The organism is Roseateles sp. So40a (genome assembly GCF_048081605.1).
GTDB lineage: Bacteria > Pseudomonadota > Gammaproteobacteria > Burkholderiales > Burkholderiaceae_C > Roseateles.
Map to the genome: position 1 here is coordinate 2,825,316 of NZ_CP182288.1, position 17,936 is coordinate 2,843,251.

The window sequence follows — 17,936 nt, forward strand, 5'->3', positions numbered from 1 at the left end:
TCCTTGCTTCAGCGCGCGACGGCCGTCGGCGCCAGGTCCTGCGAGCGCGCCTGCGCCGCCTTGAAGTGAGGCCCGAAGGGCGGACGCTTGAGATAACGGCCCTTGCCCGCCTCGGCGCGCAGATCCCCGTCCGCGTACACCACCCGGCCCTGGCTGATCGTGTGGCTGGGGATGCCGCGCACGGTGCGGCCTTCGAAGATGTTGAAGTCGTTGCGGCTGTGGTGCGTCCTGGCCGACAAGGTCTTCGTCGCCTGCGGATCCCACAGCACCAGGTCGGCATCGGCGCCCGGCGCGATCACGCCCTTGCGCGGATAGAGGTTGAAGAGCTGCGCGCAGTTGGCCGACGTGATCGCGACGAACTCGCTGGGCGTGAGCCGCCCTGTGTTGACGCCCGCATCCCAGATCACCGCCATGCGTTCCTCGATGCCGCCGCAACCGTTGGGGATCCTCGCGAAGTTCTCGCGGCCCGCGGCCTTCTGGTCGGCGCAGAAGGTGCAATGGTCCGTCGCCGTCGTGTGCAGCTGACCGCTCTGCAGCCCGCGCCACAGGAACTCCTGATGGATCTTGGGCCGGAACGGCGGGCTCATCACATAGGCCGCGGCGGTGGCGAAGTCAGGATGCCGATACACGCTGTCGTCGATCAGCAGGTGACCCGCGAGCACCTCGCCATACACGCGCTGCCCCCGCGCGCGAGCGCGGGCAATCGCCTCGGCGGCCTCGATGCACGAGACATGCACGATGTAGATCGGCACGCCCAGCACGTCGGCGATCGCGATCGCGCGGTTGGCGGCTTCGCCCTCCACCATCGGCGGACGCGACAGCGGATGGCCCTCGGGCCCGGTGATGCCCATCTTGGCCACCTCCTGCTGCAGCAGGTAGACCAGCTCGCCGTTCTCCGCGTGCACGGTGGGCATCGCGCCGAGCTCCAGCGCTCGGCGGAAGCTGTTCACCAGCGTCTCGTCGTCACACATGATGGCGTTCTTGTAGGCCATGAAGTGCTTGAAGCTGTTGATGCCCTCCTCGGCCACCAGCCGCCCCATGTCGGCATGCACGCTGTCGCTCCACCAGGTCACGGCGACGTGGAAGCCGTAGTCGGCGGCGGACTTCTCCGCCCAGCCGCGCCATTGCTGGTAGGCCTCCATCAGCGGCTGCTGCGGATTGGGGATGACGAAGTCGATGATGCTCGTCGTGCCGCCGGCCAGTCCCGCGGCGGTGCCGCTGAAGAAGTCGTCCTGCGTCACCGTGCCCATGAAGGGCAGCTGCATGTGGGTGTGCGGATCGATGCCGCCGGGCAGCAGGTAGCGGCCTGTGCCGTCGAGCAGCTCGCAGCCGGCCGGCGCCTCGCGCGCGGCGGCCTCGCCCACGGCGGCGATGCGGCCGTCCACGCACAGCACATCGGCCGGCGTCTCGCGGTCGGCGTTGACGACCGTCGCGCCGCGGATCAGGAGGGGCTTGTTCATCGGGGATCTCCTCACGCAGTGGCCGGAACCGGCCGGGTCCGCGCGCCCATGGCCACGCGATAGACCACCGCCGCGATCGCCATGCCGACGAACCAGGCGTAGGTGTAGATCAGCTTGAAGGGCTCGGCCACGTCGCCGAAGCGCGCCGGCATCGCCGCGTTCAGGAAGCCCGGCAGGTTGGGCAGCACGCCCAGCACGAAGGCCAGCAGCGCCGCCCAGTTCCAGCCCGAGCCGTAGCTGTAGCGCCCGCCCTCGCGGTAGAGCTCGTCGACGTGCAGCTCGGTGCGGCGGATCAGGTAGTAGTCGACGATCAGGATGCCGGCCACCGGGCCGAGCAGCGCCGAGTACCCGATCAGCCACGTGAAGATGTAGCCCTGCGTGGACTCGAGGATCTTCCACGGCATCATCGCCAGCGCCAGTCCCGCGGTGATGAAGCCGCCGGTGCGATACGAGATCCGGCGCGGCGCCAGCGCCGAGAAATCGAAGGCCGGGCCGACGAGGTTGGCCGCGAGGTTCACGCTGACGGTGTCGATCAACAGCACGATCAGCGCGATGAGCACCGCCGCGCCGGTCATCCGGCTGGCGAGATCCACCGGATCCCAGATCGCCTTGCCGTAGATGACGACGGTCGCGGAGGTCACGATCACCGCGAGCGCGGCCAGCAGCCCCATCGGCGCGGGCAGGCCGACGGCCTGTCCGACGAGCTGGTCCCGCTGCGAGCGGGCGAAGCGCGTGAAGTCGGGGATGTTCAGCGCGAGCGTGGCCCAGAAGCCGACCATCGCCGTCAGCGACGGCCAGAACACCGCCCAGAACTGACCGGCCTTCCGGCCGCCCTCGACGAACTGCGAGGGCTGATCGAGGATGGGACCGAAGCCGCCCGCGCGCTGCCACGCCCAGCCCAGCAGCACGAAGCAGATGACGATCTTGATCGGCGCGGTGTAGGTCTCAAGCTTGCGGATCGACTCGATGCCGTGGACGACGAAATACAGCTGCAGCGCCCAGAACACGAGGAAACACGCGAGCTGTCCGGCGGTGATGCCCAGACCGGGCAGCGGATCGGCATCGAGCGGGCGGCCCAGCAGCGTGCCGATGAGCGTGTAGATCATCATTCCGCCGAACCAGGTCTGGATCCCGTACCAGCCGCAGGCCACGAGCGCGCGCAGCAGCGCCGGCAGCCGGGCGCCGCGCGTGCCGAAGGACGCGCGGGCCAGCACCGCGTAGGGAATGCCGTGCTTCGCGCCCGCGTGACCGATCAGCAGCATCGGGATCAGCACGATGAAATTGCCGAGGAACACCGTCGCGACGGCCTGGCTCCAGGACATGCCGGACTCGATCAGTCCCGCGGCCAGCGTATAGGCGGGAATGCACATCACCATGCCCACCCACAGCGCGGCGAAGTGATACCAGCGCCAGGTGCGCTGCTCGGGCCGCGTGGGGGCGAGGTCGGCGTTGAAGAGCTGCTCGCTGCCGGACGCGACGTTCGATGCGCTCGGTGCGCTCGATGCGGTTGAAGCGTTCATGCGACCCCCTGCAGCGTTTCGGTCGCGGCTGCGCCGCTCGCTGCACTCGCACAGACGGCGCCCGGGTTGTTCGGATGCGTCGTCCAGTTGGCGTACTCGCCGCTCACCGGCAGCCCGGTCCGTTTGTCGATCTCACCGGGGCGGAGCGCGCGCATCGTGATCGTGTCAGGCACCGGGCAGATGGAGACGCACAGGTTGCAACCCACGCACTCCTCGTCCTTGACCTCGAAGTGACGTCGCCCGTCCTTGGTCGCGCTGATCGCCTGGTGCGAAGTGTCCTCGCAGACCACGTGGCAGCGGCCGCACTGGATGCAGCTGTCCTGGTTGATGACGGCCTTCTCGACGTGGTTGAGGTTCAGCGCCTTCCAGTCCTTGACCGTCGGCGTGGCGCGGCCGCGCAGCTCCTCCACCGACCGCATCCCGTGCGCGTCGAGGTAGTTGGACAAGCCGTCGCAGAGGTCCTGCACGATCTTGAAGCCGTAGACCATCGCGGCGGTGCAGACCTGCACATTGCCCGCGCCCAGCGCGATGAACTCGGCCGCGTCGCGCCAGGTGGTGACGCCGCCGATGCCCGAGATGGGCAGTCCCGCGGTCAGCGGATCGCGCGCGATCTCGGCCACCATGTTCAGCGCGATGGGCTTCACCGCCGGGCCGCAGTACCCGCCGTGCGAGCCCCAGCCATCGGTGCTGGGCAGCATCGTGAGGCGATCGAGGTCCACGCCCATGATGGAGTTGATCGTGTTGATCAGGCTGACCGCGTCCGCGCCGCCGGCCTTGGCCGCGCGCGCCGGGTGGCGCACGTCGGTGATGTTGGGCGTCAGCTTCACGATCGTGGGCAGTCGCGAGTAGTGCTTGCACCATTGGGCGATGCGCTGGATGTACTCGGGCACCTGGCCCACGGCCGCGCCCATGCCGCGCTCGCTCATGCCATGCGGGCAGCCGAAGTTGAGCTCGATCCCGTCGGCCCCGGTGTCCTCGACCATCGGCAGGATGCGCTTCCAGGCCACCTCGTCGACGGGCACCATCAGCGACACCACCATCGCGCGATCCGGCCACGCGCGCTTGACCCGCGCGATCTCCTCGAGGTTGGTGCGCAGCGGCCGATCGGTGATCAGCTCGATGTTGTTCAGGCCGATGACGCGGCGGTCCTGCGACATCAGCGTGGCGTAACGCGGACCGCTCACGTTGACCACGGGCGGATCCTCGCCCAGCGTCTTCCACACGACGCCGCCCCAGCCGGCCTCGAACGCGCGGGTGACGTTGATCTCCTTGTCGGTCGGCGGCGCGGAGGCCAGCCAGAACGGGTTCGGACTCTTGATGCCCACGAAGGTGCTGGTGAGATCAGCCACGTTGGACCTCCTGAAGGCTGGCGGGGGTGCTGGCAGGAATGCTGACCGGAGCGCTGGCCGTGAGCGTCCCGTCGCGCAGCGCGGCATCGATGGACACCGCCGCGCGCTTGCCGTGCTCGACGGCCTCCACCGTCAGGTCGCGGCCGCCAGGGCGGCAATCGCCGCCGGCCCACACGCGTGGATGGCTGGTACGGCCTTCCTCGTCCGTGCCGATGCGGCCACCGACCCGCGCGATCGACGCGCCCATGGGCTCGTCGAGGGGCTCGTCGATGGGATCGCCGACGAAACTCTGGCCGATGGCCTGAAGCACCATGTCGGCGGCGAGCGTGAAGGTCTCGCCGGTCTCCACGAGCCGGCCGCCCTGCTCCGCCGTCGCCGCGAAGCGCATCCCGGTGACACGCCCCTGTTCACCGAGCACCGCGGCCGGCTTGGCCCAGTGGCGCACGGTGACACCATTCGTCTGCGCCCAGCGCACCTCGACCTCCGACGCGGACAGCGAGGCCGGTCCGCGCCGATAGACCATCGTGACTTCCTCGGCGCCCAGCAGCCGGGCCTGCACCGCGGCGTCCACCGCGGTCATTCCGCCGCCGATGACCACGACGCGCCGTCCGATCGGCACCCGCGACGGATCGCTCTGCCGAAGCTCGGCGATGAAGTCCACCGCGGCGCGCAGGCCCTCCAAGGGCGGTGTCTCGATGCCCAGCGCGTTCACGCCCGCCAGGCCGAGACCGAGGAACACCGCGTCGAAGTCCGCGAGCAGCGCATCGAGCGTGAAGTCCCGGCCGAGCTGCTGATCGCAGCGCGGCTCGATGCCGCCGATCGACAGCAGCCAGTCGATCTCGCGCTGCGCGAAGTCGCCCGCCGTCTTGTAGGTGGCGAGTCCGTACTCGTTGAGCCCGCCGAGCTTGGGCTTCGCGTCGAGCAGCACCACGTCATGCCCGCGCCGCGCCAGGCCGTGCGCGCAGGCCAGGCCGGCGGGACCCGCGCCGACAACGGCGATGCGCCGCCCCGTCGAAGGGGCTCGCGTGAACAGCGGCGCGCCGGACCCGGCGGCCTGTTCCGAGAGATGCGCATCGGTCGCGTGCCGCTGCAGGAGACCGATCTCCACGGGCTTGTCCTCGTGCCGGTTGCGCACGCAGGCCTGCTCGCACAGGACCTCGGTCGGACAGACCCGCGCGCACATGCCGCCCAGCGGGTTGGCCTCGAGGATGGCGCGCGCCGCGCCGCGAAGGTTGTCCTGCGCGATGCGCTGGATGAAGGTCGGGATGTCGATGCCCGTGGGACAGGCCGTGATGCACGGCGCATCGAAGCAGTAGTAGCAGCGCTCCGACTCGATCCGTGCCTGCGCGGGCGTGAGCGGGGGATGGGCATCGCAGAAGTTGCGGGCGTAATCGGCGGCGTCCAGCCGTCCGGCGCGCGGCCCACTGCGAGGGGATTCGTCCGACGTGTGTTGCGATTGCGTGTTCGTCATCTCGTCCTCGTTCCCACCCTGACCGGGCAGTACGCCGACGATATTTACTCATGCGTAAAACTTTGACCATCGCGTAAAAACCCGATGGAGACGAGATGGGGCGTCACCGCCCACAATCGGTGCATGGACGAGTTGTTGACCCCACCGCAGCGCAAACCCCGCGCGACACGCCTGCGCAAGCAGGAGCAGATCCTGGCCGAGGCCGAACGGCAGTTCGCGCGTTTCGGCTTCGAAGGGGTCTCGCTGGACAGCATCGCCGCGGCGCTCGAGATCAGCCGGCAGAACATGCTGTACTACTACGCGAGCAAGGAGGAGCTGTACGTCGCCGTGCTCGACAGCGTGCTGGCGTCCTGGCTCGAGAGCATGGACACGCTGGCCCGCGAGCACGATCCCGAAGCGGCGATCAGCGCCTACATCCGCGCCAAGCTGCGCTTCTCGCGCGAGCGTCCGAGCGGCTCGGCCGTCTTCACGCGCGAGGTGATGACCGGCGCGCCGCGCTACGCGGAGCAGCTCGCCAACAGCGTGGTGCCGCATCTGCGCGCCAACGTGCGCACCTTCGAGCGCTGGGCCAGGCAGGGACTGGTGGCGCGCGTGGACTTCACGCACCTGATGTTCCTGATCTGGTCCTCGACCCAGGCCTACGCCGACCTGGGCCCGCAGTTCGCCGTCGTGATGGGCAAGACGCAGCTCTCCGACAAGGACTTCGACGCCGCGCATGCGCTGATCACCAGCGTGGTGATGAAGAGCTTGCGCGACTGATCCCCTGCGGTTACACACATTCGGTCGGTTTTCGAACAGAATCGCCAGCTATCGCCCCCCGCCACCAGGCCCTGACCTCTCCCGGGACCTGATCGGCGCCTCGATAGCGGATCGCCTGTCCAGCGCTCCGCGCCTCCGTGCTCCGGTCCACCCCTCATCGACGATGCGGCGGATTCGCCGTGGAGAGGCCGATCATTGACAGCCCGCGACGGCGACCGCCGCCTTGCCAGCCTAGACCGCCCTGAGCGCCCCGGACGCCCGGAACTCCCCCGGCTGCCCGGCCTCGGCCCCGGCGCGCTCGCGCAGGCGCTCGCCTCGCTGCTCTGGATCCCTCAGGCCGCCCTCGTCGCGCTGGCCGTGCAACGCCTGGCCGATGGCGGCGGCCTGCGAGACGTCACCGCTGCGGCACTCGGCCTGCTCGCGCTCGGCCTGCTGCGTGCCGCGCTGGAGGCCTGGGGCGCTCGTCAGGTCCATCGCCGCGCGCGGCAGGCGCTGTCGGCCTTGCGCGCCGAGGCCATCGCGGCCCTCGCCCGCCGCTCCCCGCTGGACCGCGACCGCGCGCCTTCGGGTGAGACGGCATCGCTGCTCGCCGAGCAGGCCGAGGCGCTCGTGCCATGGTTGAGCCGACATCGCGGGGCGCGGTACCGCGCGATGCTCGTGCCGCCGCTGATCGCGCTGGCGGTGGGCAGCCAGTCCTGGGCGGCCGCGCTGATCCTGATTGGCGCGATGCCGCTGATTCCGCTGTTCATGGCCCTCATCGGCTGGCGCGCCCAGGCCGCCAGCGAGGCGCACCTCGTCGAGCTCAGCCGCATGAATGCCTTCCTGCTCGATCGGCTGCGCGGCCTGTCGACGATCCGCGCGCTCGGCGCGGTGGACCTGACCGCGCGGCGGCTGCGCGACAGCGCCGAATCGCTGCGCGAGCGCGCCATGCGCGTGCTGCGGATCGCCTTCCTGTCCTCGGCCGCGCTCGAGCTGTTCTCGGCGCTGGGCGTGGCGCTGGTCGCGGTCTACGTCGGTTTCCACCTGCTGGGCCCGCTGGGCGGCATCGGCGCCTGGGGGCAACGCCTGACCCTGGGCGAGGGGCTCTTCGTCCTGATGCTCGCGCCGGCCTTCTTCGAGCCGCTGCGCGAGCTCGCCGCCGTCTGGCACGATCGCGCCGCCGGCGAAGCGGCGTTGGCGCGGCTTGAGCGACATCGCCATGCCGGCGTGCCGCTGCCAGGCGCGCTCGGGGCCGGTGAGCCACCGTCCGCACCCCACGGCAAGGCCGGGGTGGACGTCAACATCGACCAGCTCCGCTTCGGCCACGCGGGCGAGCCGCCGCTCCTCGACGGCTTCACGCTGCGGATCCCCGCCGGCGAGCGCGTGGCCCTCGTGGGGCCGAGCGGCGCGGGCAAATCCACGCTGCTGGCGCTGATCGCCGGCCTGCTGCCGGCCTCGGGCGGCGAGATCCGCGTCGGCGACGTCCCGGTCGACGAGGCCCATGCCCAGCAGCTTCGCGCGCGCATGGCCTGGATCGGCCAGGGCCCGCACGTCTTCGCGGGCACGGTCCAGCGGAATGTCTCGCTGGACCGGCCCGGCGTGGGGCGCGTGGAAGTCCTGGATGCGCTGGCCCTGGCCGCGCTGGACGAGGTCGCGCAAGCGCTGCCCGAAGGCACGCTCGGCGAGCGCGGCATCGGGCTGTCCGGCGGCGAACTGGTGCGCCTGGCATTGGCGCGCGCCGCAGTTCATGCCGACGCGCGACTGCTGCTCGTGGATGAGCCCACCGCGCACCTGGACCCGCGCACCGCCGATGCTGTCATCGAGGCCCTGCTCCGGCTGGCTCGCGATCGCACGCTGATCGTCGCCACGCATGACCCGGCGCTCATCGCGCGCATGGATCGCGCGATCACGTTGAACGCTGGCAGCACCGGTAGTGCGACGCCGGACACGGTTGCCGAAGCGCCCTCGGAAGCGCCATCGGAAACCCACGTCGCGCTCGGGAGCACCGCATGAGGCGCTCGCGTGCGCGAACCCGTGGCCTGCGCGCCCTGGCGCGCGTGCTGCTCGCCACCGCCGGTCCGCGCCTGCTCCTGGGCACCGCGCTCGCCGTGCTCACCGTGCTGGCCGGCATCGCGCTGCTCGGGCTGTCGGGCTGGTTCATCACCGCCGCGGGCCTGGCCGGTCTCACCGCCGGTGCCGCGGCCTTCAACGTCTTCGTGCCCAGCGCGGGCATCCGGCTGCTTGCGCTGGTCCGCACCGCCAGCCGTTACGGCGAGCGCGTGTGGACCCACGACGCCGCGCTGGCCGCGCTGGCCGCCTTGCGCGAGCGGCTCTTTGTCGGATGGGCTCGGCCCGAGGCCGCGCGGCGCCTGCACCGCCGCCCCGCGCGGCTGCTGTTGCGGCTCACCGCCGACATCGACGCGCTCGAATCGATCGTGCTGCGCATCGCTGTGCCCCTCGCGGCGGCGATCGGCGCCGCGGCGCTGGCCGCCGTGCTGGTCGGCGCGCTCGATGCGCGGCTGGGGCTGGTCCTCGGCGCGTGGCTGACGCTGGTGGGACTGGGCGTGACCGCGCGCACCGCGCGCCGGGCCCAGCCCCTGGCCTTGCGCCGCGCGGTCGCGATCGAGCGCCTGCGCGAGCAGGCCATCGACCTCAGCGCCGGCCAGACCGAGCTCGTGATGGCGGGCCGCCTGCAGGCGCACTGCGAGGCCCTGCGCGCGACCGACGCGCGGCTGGCACGCGCCGATCTCGCATTGCAGGACCTGGAGACGCGCACCGGCGCCGCCTTCTCGATCGCCGGCAGCGTCACCTTGAGCGCGGTGCTGCTCGCCGCCGCCGCGCTGGTCGAACGCGGCCGCCTGGACGCGCCCGCCGCCGCGCTGGCGCTGCTCGTGACCCTGGCCGCGATGGAGCCGTTCGCCGCGCTGCGCCGAGGCGCGATCGAGGCCGGCCGTGGCGCGCTGGCGGCGCGTCGGCTCGCCCCAGCGCTCATCGAGGATGTTCCTCGCGCCACCACCGCGCCCGAGGCCGGGCTCGCCTGCTCGCTCACCGGCGTGCGCGCCCTGCACGAAGGCGCTCAGAGCCACGCGCTGCGCGACCTGCATCTGCGCGTGGCGCTGGGCGAGCGCATCGCCGTGATCGGCGCCAGCGGCGCGGGCAAGTCGACCTTGCTGTCGCTGATCGCGGGCGAGCTCAGCCCGATCGCCGGCAGCGTGCGCACGCTGCCCGCCGCGTGGCTGACGCAACGCACCGAGCTGTTCCAGGACAGCCTCGCCGACAACCTGCGCCTGGCCGATGTCGACGCCGACGATGAGCGGCTCGCGCAAGTGCTGCGCGCGGCAGGACTGACCGACGACGTCGCGCGTTTCGCGCGCGGCCTGGACACGCCGCTGGGCGAAGGCGGACTGGGCCTGTCGGGCGGGCAGGCGCGGCGGCTGTCGCTCGCTCGCCTGCTGCTGCGTCCTGCCCGGCTGTGGCTGCTCGACGAGCCCACCGAAGGCCTCGACGAAGCGACCGCGCGCGATGTGCTCGCCCGGCTGCGCGAGCAGGCCCAGGGCCGCACGCTGCTGATCGCCACGCACCTGGCGCGCGAGGCGAGGCTCGCCGACCGGCTGCTGGTGCTGGAGCGCGGCCGCCTGCGCGCCGACCTGCGCCGCGGCACGCCCGGCTTCGACGAGGCGCTCGCGGCCCTGCGCGGCCCTCGCGGGCCCTGACCCGCCGATTCCACTGCCCCATTTCACCGATCCCACTCGATCCCTTGCCACCACAAGACCTCAGGAGGATTCACCATGGAGCTCGATGTCGTCGGCCTGTCGCGATTGCAATTCGCGATGACCGCGCTGTACCACTTCCTCTTCGTGCCGCTCACGCTCGGCCTGTCGATCCTGCTGGCGATCATGGAGACGGTCTACGTGATGACCGGCCGCCCGATCTGGAAGCAGATGACGCAGTTCTGGGGCGTGCTCTTCGGCATCAACTTCGCGTTGGGCGTCTCCACCGGCATCGTCATGGAGTTTCAGTTCGGCATGAACTGGAGCTACTACAGCCACTATGTCGGCGACATCTTCGGCGCCCCGCTCGCGATCGAGGGCCTCATGGCCTTCTTCCTCGAGGCGACCTTCGTGGGCCTGTTCTTCTTCGGCTGGGAGCGGCTGTCGCGGCGCGCGCACTGCATCGTCACGTGGCTGACCGCGCTGGGCACCAACTTCTCCGCGCTCTGGATCCTGATCGCCAACGGCTGGATGCAGAACCCGGTGGGCGCCAAGCTCAATCCGCAGACGATGCGCATGGAGGTCAGCGACTTCGCGCAAGTCCTCTTCAACCCCGTGGCGCAGGCCAAGTTCGTGCACACCGTGTCGGCGGGCTATGTGGTGGCCGCGCTGTTCGTGCTCGGCGTCTCGGCCTGGTACCTGCTCAAGGGCCGACACCTCGAGCTGGCCAGGCGCTCGATGACGGTGGCGGCCTCGTTCGGACTGGCCTCGTCGCTGTCGGTGGTCGTGCTTGGCGACGAGAGCGGCTACCTGTCGTCCGAGCATCAGAAGATGAAGCTCGCGGCGATCGAGGCGATGTGGCACACCGAGCCCGCGCCGGCGCCATTCACCGCCTTCGGGCTGCCGGACCAGGACGCGCGCGAGACCCATTACGCGATCCAGATCCCCTGGGTGATGGGCCTGATCGGTACGCGCTCCCTGACCGAGCAGATCCCCGGGATCCTCGACCTCGTGCAACTCGCCGAGCGGCGGATCCGCGAGGGCCAGTCGGCCTATGACACGCTGCAGAAGATCCGCGCGCTGCCGCCGGGCACCGCGGTACCCGCGGCGCTGAGCCAGGAGTTCGACCGGATGAGCCCGTCGCTGGGCTATGCGTTGCTGCTCAAGCGCTACGTCGACGATCCGCGCCAGGCCACGGACGAGCAGGTGAAGAAGGCCGCGTGGGACACCGTGCCGCAGGTCGCGCCGCTGTACTGGTCCTTCCGCGTGATGGTCGGGCTGGGCCTGTTCTTCATCGTGCTGACCGCGACCTTCTTCGTGCTGTCGGCGCGGCGCCGGCTCGATGCGCATCCGTGGCTGCTCAAGGTCGCGGTGTGGTCCATCCCGCTGCCGTGGATCGCCGCGGAATGCGGCTGGATCGTGGCCGAGCTCGGCCGCCAGCCCTGGGCCGTCGAGGGCGTGCTGCCCACGGCGGTGGCCGTGTCGCACCTGGGCATCGAGACGGTGCTGTTCACGCTGCTCGGCTTCGTGGCGATCTACACGGTGCTCATCGTCGTGGAGATGAAGCTGATGCTCGCGGCCATCCGCAAGGGACCGCGCGAGCTGCCCGCACCGACGCCCGCGCACGAGGTGCCGCTGGTCGGCAAGGTCCACGCCGTCTGATCCGCCGGCCCGCAACGAACCGGAGAACCTCATGATCCTTCACACCTTGCTGGACTACGACACGCTGCGCGTCATCTGGTGGCTGCTGCTCGGCGTGCTGCTGATCGGCTTCGCGGTGACCGACGGCTTCGACCTGGGCGTGGGCACGCTGCTGCCCTTCGTCGCGCGCGAGGACGTCGAGCGCCGCGTCGTCATCAACACCATCGGCCCGATCTGGGAAGGCAACCAGGTCTGGCTGGTGCTGGGCGGCGGCGCGATCTTCGCGGCCTGGCCCCACATCTACGCGATGTCCTTCTCGGGCTTCTACCTCGCGATGTTCGCGGCGCTCTTCGCGCTGATCCTGCGCCCCGTCGGCTTCAAGTACCGCAGCAAGCGCGAGAGCCCGCGCTGGCGATCGAGCTGGGACTGGTGCCTGTTCATCGGCGGTTTCGTGCCCTCGCTGATCTTCGGCGTGGCCATCGGCAACGTGCTGCAGGGCGTGCCCTTCCACTTCACGCCCGACATGCGCATGATCTACGAGGGCAGCTTCCTCGGCCTGCTCAATCCGTTCGCGATCCTGTGCGGGCTGGTGTCGGTGGCCATGCTGGTGATGCACGGCGGCGCGTGGCTGTCCGTGCGCACCGACGGCGCGGTGGCCGATCGTGCCCGGCGTTTCGCGACCGTCGCCGCGATCGCGACGATCGTGCTCTACGCGCTGGGCGGCCTGCTCGTGTGGCAGTGGGTCGGCGGTTTCCAATGGAGCAGCCCTCACATCGCCAACGGCCCGTCCAATCCGCTGATGAAGACCGTGCAGTCGGGCGTGGCCGGCGGCTGGCTTGCCAACTACGCGGCGCACCCGTGGACGATGGCTGCGCCGGCGCTGGGCTTTCTCGGCGCGTTGCTGGCGCTGCTGGGCCTGCGCGCGCGCTGGGAAGGCCTGACGGTGATCTTCAGCGGCCTGTCCATCGCCGGGATCATCCTCAGCGTGGGCGCGTCGATGTTCCCGTTCATCGTGCCGTCGTCGACCCACCTGCCCTCCGCGCTGACGGTCTGGGACGCGTCCTCCAGCCATCTGACGCTGTTCATCATGCTGGTGTGCGCCATCGTGTTCGTGCCGATCATCCTTGCCTACACCGCCTGGGTGTACAGCGTCATCTGGGGCAAGGTCCGGCCCCATGACATCACGCATGGCGACCACGCCTACTGACCGGTCCGTTCACCCCAATTTCGGGGGATCGGATTTCCCGTTCCCCGTCAACGACTTGAAAGGAAGAGCTCATGTGGTACTTCGCCTGGATCCTCGGCCTGCCGCTGGCGGCGGGCTTCGCGGTGCTCAATGCGATGTGGTACGAATTGATGGATGACGAGGCCCAGCGCAAACGCGTACGGCAAGGCGGACGCGGCTGAGGCTTGATCGGCCACGGTCTGGCGCGCGGCTGAGCACGCCTTCACGATGTCTGCAAGCGCGGTGCCGGAATCCCCCGGATGGGCGGTCGGGCACCCGCTTGCGCGGTTGCGGCGCGCGCGGGGACAGGTCTAGTATTGATCGCTCCTCCCCGGCATCCGTGGGCCTCGCGCCCACAGGCCGGGAGCCCGCCGCCTCGCGGCCCACCGCCCTCCAGGAGCACCCCATGCTTGAACTGATCGGCGCGATTCTCGTGGGCGCCTTCGCCCTGACCTTCGGGGTCCTGTGCATCGGTCCCATGATGCTGACGCCCGAGGACCGGTGACAGGCTGACGCGGTGACAGGCACAGGGCTTGCCGTCATGGCAGGTCATGAAGGTCACCGTACTCACCGTCAACCTGCACAAGGGCTTCGGATTCTTCAATCGCCGCTTCATCCTGCACGAGTTGCGGGACGCGGTACGGGCCGTCTCGGCGGACGTCGTCTTCCTGCAGGAAGTGCTCGGCGAGCATGAACTGCATGCGGCGCGCGTCCCCACGTGGCCGCAGACGCCCCATTACGAGTTCCTCGCGGACAGCCTCTGGAGCGACTTCGCGTATGGCCGCAACGCGGTCTATCCGCAAGGCCACCACGGCAACGCGCTGCTGTCCAAGTTCGCCATCACGCATCACACCAACCATGACGTCTCGGTCGAAGGGCCGGAACGTCGCGGTTTGCTGCACAGCGTGCTGAAGCTGTCGGACGGGCGCGAGCTGCACGCGATCTGCGTTCATCTCGGCCTGCGCGAATCCCACCGGCAGCGGCAGGTGCAGCGCCTGTGCCAGCTCATCGACAGCCTGCCGCCGGACGACCCGGTGATCGTCGCGGGCGATTTCAATGACTGGCGCCAGCGCGCGCATCGGCTGCTGAGCCGCTGCGCCGGCCTGAATGAGGTGTTCGTGAAGGCCAACGGCTCGGCGGCGCGAACCTTCCCTGCGCGCTTCCCGCTGCTGGCGCTGGACCGCATCTACGTGCGCGGCGCGACGGTGGAGCACCCCATCGTGCTGCCACGCCGCCCCTGGTCGCATCTGTCTGACCATGCGCCGCTGGCCGCGGAGATCCGCCTGTGAAGCGCCCGGACTGGACCACGGGCAACGCGATCGAGCTGCTCGAGAACGGCGAGGAGTTCTTCCCCGCCGTCTTCGCCGCCATCGAATCGGCCCGGCGCGAGGTCCTCATCGAGACCTTCATCCTCTTCGAGGACAAAGTCGGCCTGGCGCTGCGCGAGGTGCTGATCGCGGCCGCGCGGCGCGGCGTGCATGTCGAGATGACCGTCGACGGTTTCGGCTCCCCGGAGCTGTCGGAGGCCTTCGTGCGCGGGCTCACCGACGTGGGCGCGAAGCTGCACGTCTTCGATCCGCCGCCGCGGCTGTCGCGCCGCTTGAAGCCTTTCCGGCGGCTGCATCGCAAGATCGTCGTGGTGGATGGGGAACTCGGCTTCATCGGCGGCATCAACTACTCCGCCGATCACCTGATCGAGGACGGCCCCGAGTCCAAGCAGGATTACGCCGTGCGGATGCGCGGCCCGGTGGTCGAGCAGCTGCGTGTCGTCACGCGCGAGATCCTCGCGACCGCGACCCCGGAGAGCCCGTCAGCCGGACCGACCGCGCAGCGGCGCTGGTGGTCCAGCCGCGCGCGCGAGCCCCGCGGTCACGCGCGGGGGCGAGCTCACACCGGCGGCGAATCGCACGGGCTCAGCGGCGCCAAGGCAGTCATCGTCACGCGGGACAACCATCACCACCGCGACGACATCGAGCGCATGTACCGCCTGGCGCTGCACGCGGCCAAGCGCGAGGTGATCATCGCCAATGCCTACTTCTTCCCCGGCTTCCTGCTCCTGCGCAGCATGCAGCGCGCGGCCAGGCGGGGCGTGGACGTCCATCTGATCCTGCAAGGCCAGCCCGACATCGCCTGGGCACGCTGGGCCGCGCAGATGGTCTACGGCCGGCTGATGCGCTCGGGCGTGCACATCCACGAGTACTGCGAGCGCCCGATGCACGGCAAGGTCGCGCTGGTGGACGACACGTGGGCGACGGTGGGATCGAGCAACCTCGATCCGCTGAGCCTGTCGCTGAACCTGGAGGCCAACGTGATCGTCGAGGACGCGGCCTTCAACCGCGACCTGCGCGAGAAGCTGCAGCCGCTGATGCGCGATCAGTGCCGGCGCCTGAAGCTCGAGGAGACGCACGTGCATCGCTGGTGGTGGCGGCTGGGCGTGGGCGCGATCGTCTTCCACGTGATGCGGCATTTCCCGCGCTGGCTGGCGCGACTGCCGCGACAGACGCAGCCGGTGATGCCGGCCGCCGACACGCCGGTGGTGGTGAGCGCGCCGCAGATGCCGGCGGCGGAGGCCTGGCAATGGCACGGCACGAAGCGCTTGAGCGAAGAAGCGGCGGAGTGAGCGGCGCGGTGGGCGGCCCGCCTGCGCCCTCTGGCACCGCCGCGCGTTCCTCACGCTGGCGTCGCGCGCTGGGCGCGGTGTTCGCGGTCGCCGTCGTCGCGCTGCTGGCGTGGGCGGCGCACCAGGTCGATTGGGACGAGGTCGGCGACGCGTTGCGGCAGCTGCCCGCGGGCGTGTTGATCGCGGCCGCGGCGCTGTGCGCGCTCAGCCACCTGATCTACGGCGGCTACGACCTGATCGGCAAGCGCTGGACGGGTCACGGCCTGCCCGCGCGACGGGTGATGCTGATCACCTTCATCAGCTACGCGTTCAACCTCAACCTCGGCTCGCTGGTGGGCGGTGTCGCGATGCGGCTGCGCCTGTACGCGCGCGAGGGTCTGCGCCAGCCCGTTCCCGCGAAGATCCTGGCGTTGAGCATGGCGTCCAACTGGCTGGGCTACGGGCTGCTCGCGGGCGGTCTGTTCCTCTTCGGCTGGCTGGCGCCGCCGACGGACTGGCACATCGACGCCGAGGCGCTGCGCGGGCTGGGCGCGTTGATGTGGGCGATCGTGGCGGGCTACCTGGCGCTGTGCGCGTTCTCGCCGCGGCGCGAGTTCACGCTGCGCGGTCATGTGTTCTTCGTGCCGAGCCTGCGCATCGCGGCGATGCAGCTGGCCATCGCGTCGGCCAACTGGCTGACGATCGGCGCGGTGTTGTGGGTGCTGCTGCAGCAAGGCGTGGATTACGGCCACACGCTGGCGGTGTTGCTGGTGGCGGCGGTGGCTGGCGTCATCGCGCATGTGCCGGCGGGGCTGGGCGTGCTGGAAGGCGTCTTCGTCGCCTTCCTCGGTCCGCAGCTCGGTCAAGGCCAGGTGCTGGCCGCGCTGATCGCGTACCGCGCGCTGTACTACCTCGCGCCGCTGTCCATCGCGGCGGTGGCGTATTTCGTGCTGGAGGCCAGGGCGAGGCGTTGACGGGGAACGCGAAGGCCAGGCATCCCCCTTGCTCTCCACGTCGCCAGACACGGCTTCCCAAGGGACTCGACATGCCCACCCCAATCATCACCACCCACACCACCACCGCAGCCAACCGCCGCGTCAGTCTCATCGCGGGACTGATCCTCGGCGTCACCGCCACCATGGCGCTGAGTGCCGCGCAAGCCGCCGACGAGGCCGGCAAGGGCACGGGCAGCGAGCGCCCCGGCGCGGTCAAGTCCGCCATCGCCAAGACCATCGGCCGCGTGCGGCTGGACGGCGACATGCTCGCCGTCCTGAGCGCGCATGAATCCCTGCGGCCCAAGGCCATCGAGAAGGTCGACGTGGCCGCGGCCCGCGCCAACCCGACGATCGCCGACGCCGTCAACGCGCTGCTGCGCAAGAACAACCGCAGCACCGATCCCGCCCAGCTCGTGCCCGGCGTGACCAGCGCCGACATCACCGTGCAAGGCGCCACCGGCCCGCTGCCCGCCCGCGTCTTCACGCCCGCCGGCCCGGGGCCCTTCCCCGTCGTCGTCTACTTCCACGGCGGCGGCTGGGTGATCGCCGATCGCGTCGTCTACGACGCCAGCGCCCGCGGCATCGCCAAGCAGGCGCAAGCGGTGGTCGTGTCCGTCGACTACCGCCGCGCGCCGGAGGCCAAGTTCCCCGCCGCCTGGGACGACGCGCTGGCCGCGTATCGATGGGCACTCGCCAACGGCGCCACGCTCAAGGGCGACACCAGCCGCGTCGCGCTGGCCGGCGAGAGCGCCGGCGGCAATCTGGCGCTGGCCACCGCGATCGCCGCGCGCGACGCCGGCCTGCAACGGCCCGCGCACGTGCTGGCGATCTATCCGGTCACGCAGACCAGCCTCAACACCGAGTCCTACCTGGAGAACGCCATCGCCCAGCCGCTCAACCGCGCGATGGTCGAGTGGTTCATCGACAAGCTGCTGGTGGACAAGGAACAGCTCAAGGACTGGCGCCTGAACCTCGTCGATGCCAGCCTCGCCGGACTGCCGCCGGTCACGCTGATCAGCGCGCGCGTGGATCCGCTGCGCTCGGACAGCGCCAAGATGGAAGACGCGCTGCGCAAGGCCGATGTGCTGGTCGAGCGCCGCGACTACGAGGGCGTCACCCACGAGTTCTTCGGCACCGCCGCGGTCGTCGAGAAGGCCCGCAACGCGCAGGCCTTCGCCGGCGAGCGCCTGCGCAAGGCCTTCGGCGGCTGAACTCCGGCGTTCATACC

14 protein-coding genes are annotated in these 17,936 nt (G+C 70.3%); 10 read left to right on the plus strand and 4 right to left on the minus strand.

The window, feature by feature from the left end; translation table 11 throughout:
• Window positions 1-8: 8 nt before the first annotated feature.
• From hydA to ACNI65_RS12880, 4 genes are read right to left on the minus strand one after another with little or no spacing between them, the layout of a single operon-like run.
• Window positions 9-1,460, minus strand: coding sequence for a dihydropyrimidinase (hydA, locus tag ACNI65_RS12865; protein ID WP_416763475.1), 1,452 nt, complete (start codon window positions 1,458-1,460; stop codon window positions 9-11).
• 11 nt (window positions 1,461-1,471) lie between these two features.
• Entirely contained in the window at window positions 1,472-2,980 is a 1,509-nt protein-coding gene (locus ACNI65_RS12870) for an NCS1 family nucleobase:cation symporter-1 (protein ID WP_416763476.1), read from the minus strand.
• The gene (gene preA / locus ACNI65_RS12875; protein ID WP_416763477.1) at window positions 2,977-4,329 is read right to left on the minus strand and encodes an NAD-dependent dihydropyrimidine dehydrogenase subunit PreA; all 1,353 of its coding nucleotides are present in this window, start codon (window positions 4,327-4,329) and stop codon (window positions 2,977-2,979) included. Before preA ends, ACNI65_RS12870 begins: the two co-directional genes overlap by 4 nt.
• A complete protein-coding gene (locus ACNI65_RS12880) occupies window positions 4,322-5,800 on the minus strand; it encodes an NAD(P)-dependent oxidoreductase (protein ID WP_416763478.1) in 1,479 nt (492 codons plus the stop codon). The genes preA and ACNI65_RS12880 overlap by 8 nt, the downstream gene beginning before the upstream one ends.
• Window positions 5,801-5,923: 123 nt before the next feature.
• On the opposite strand from ACNI65_RS12880, the gene ACNI65_RS12885 reads away from it, so the two are divergent.
• From ACNI65_RS12885 to ACNI65_RS12930, 10 genes are all read left to right on the plus strand, one after another.
• The gene (locus ACNI65_RS12885) at window positions 5,924-6,559 is read left to right on the plus strand and encodes a TetR/AcrR family transcriptional regulator (protein ID WP_416763479.1); all 636 of its coding nucleotides are present in this window, start codon (window positions 5,924-5,926) and stop codon (window positions 6,557-6,559) included.
• Window positions 6,560-6,754: 195 nt separating this feature from the next.
• The gene (cydD, locus tag ACNI65_RS12890; RefSeq protein ID WP_416763480.1) at window positions 6,755-8,551 is read left to right on the plus strand and encodes a thiol reductant ABC exporter subunit CydD; all 1,797 of its coding nucleotides are present in this window, start codon (window positions 6,755-6,757) and stop codon (window positions 8,549-8,551) included.
• The gene (locus ACNI65_RS12895; RefSeq protein WP_416763481.1) at window positions 8,548-10,251 is read left to right on the plus strand and encodes an ATP-binding cassette domain-containing protein; all 1,704 of its coding nucleotides are present in this window, start codon (window positions 8,548-8,550) and stop codon (window positions 10,249-10,251) included. The genes cydD and ACNI65_RS12895 overlap by 4 nt, the downstream gene beginning before the upstream one ends.
• A gap of 75 nt (window positions 10,252-10,326) precedes the next feature.
• Complete coding sequence (locus ACNI65_RS12900; protein WP_416763482.1) at window positions 10,327-11,910, plus strand: cytochrome ubiquinol oxidase subunit I; 1,584 nt, start codon at window positions 10,327-10,329, stop codon at window positions 11,908-11,910.
• Window positions 11,911-11,941: 31 nt separating this feature from the next.
• Window positions 11,942-13,096, plus strand: a complete 1,155-nt coding sequence (gene cydB / locus ACNI65_RS12905; RefSeq protein ID WP_416763483.1) for a cytochrome d ubiquinol oxidase subunit II — start codon at window positions 11,942-11,944, stop codon at window positions 13,094-13,096.
• 71 nt (window positions 13,097-13,167) lie between these two features.
• Window positions 13,168-13,296: a cytochrome bd-I oxidase subunit CydX gene (cydX, locus tag ACNI65_RS12910; protein ID WP_099864460.1), complete on the plus strand. Its 129-nt coding sequence runs from the start codon at window positions 13,168-13,170 to the stop codon at window positions 13,294-13,296.
• Window positions 13,297-13,665: 369 nt separating this feature from the next.
• Window positions 13,666-14,403, plus strand: coding sequence for an endonuclease/exonuclease/phosphatase family protein (locus tag ACNI65_RS12915; protein ID WP_416763484.1), 738 nt, complete (start codon window positions 13,666-13,668; stop codon window positions 14,401-14,403).
• Window positions 14,400-15,734: a cardiolipin synthase ClsB gene (clsB, locus tag ACNI65_RS12920; protein WP_416763485.1), complete on the plus strand. Its 1,335-nt coding sequence runs from the start codon at window positions 14,400-14,402 to the stop codon at window positions 15,732-15,734. The genes ACNI65_RS12915 and clsB overlap by 4 nt, the downstream gene beginning before the upstream one ends.
• The gene (locus ACNI65_RS12925) at window positions 15,731-16,687 is read left to right on the plus strand and encodes a lysylphosphatidylglycerol synthase domain-containing protein (RefSeq protein WP_416763486.1); all 957 of its coding nucleotides are present in this window, start codon (window positions 15,731-15,733) and stop codon (window positions 16,685-16,687) included. The genes clsB and ACNI65_RS12925 overlap by 4 nt, the downstream gene beginning before the upstream one ends.
• 71 nt (window positions 16,688-16,758) lie before the next feature.
• Window positions 16,759-17,919: an alpha/beta hydrolase gene (locus tag ACNI65_RS12930; RefSeq protein ID WP_416763487.1), complete on the plus strand. Its 1,161-nt coding sequence runs from the start codon at window positions 16,759-16,761 to the stop codon at window positions 17,917-17,919.
• Window positions 17,920-17,936 lie beyond the last annotated feature (17 nt).

Coding starts and splice junctions, on each gene's coding strand:
- ACNI65_RS12915 (WP_416763484.1), top strand. CDS start 13,666: ATGAAGGTCACCGTACTCACCGTCAACCTGCACAAGGGCTTCGGATTC.
- ACNI65_RS12900 (WP_416763482.1), top strand. CDS start 10,327: ATGGAGCTCGATGTCGTCGGCCTGTCGCGATTGCAATTCGCGATGACC.
- ACNI65_RS12895 (WP_416763481.1), top strand. CDS start 8,548: ATGAGGCGCTCGCGTGCGCGAACCCGTGGCCTGCGCGCCCTGGCGCGC.
- ACNI65_RS12880 (WP_416763478.1), bottom strand. CDS start 5,800: ATGACGAACACGCAATCGCAACACACGTCGGACGAATCCCCTCGCAGT.
- ACNI65_RS12870 (WP_416763476.1), bottom strand. CDS start 2,980: ATGAACGCTTCAACCGCATCGAGCGCACCGAGCGCATCGAACGTCGCG.
- cydX (WP_099864460.1), top strand. CDS start 13,168: ATGTGGTACTTCGCCTGGATCCTCGGCCTGCCGCTGGCGGCGGGCTTC.
- ACNI65_RS12930 (WP_416763487.1), top strand. CDS start 16,759: ATGCCCACCCCAATCATCACCACCCACACCACCACCGCAGCCAACCGC.
- cydB (WP_416763483.1), top strand. CDS start 11,942: ATGATCCTTCACACCTTGCTGGACTACGACACGCTGCGCGTCATCTGG.
- ACNI65_RS12885 (WP_416763479.1), top strand. CDS start 5,924: ATGGACGAGTTGTTGACCCCACCGCAGCGCAAACCCCGCGCGACACGC.
- hydA (WP_416763475.1), bottom strand. CDS start 1,460: ATGAACAAGCCCCTCCTGATCCGCGGCGCGACGGTCGTCAACGCCGAC.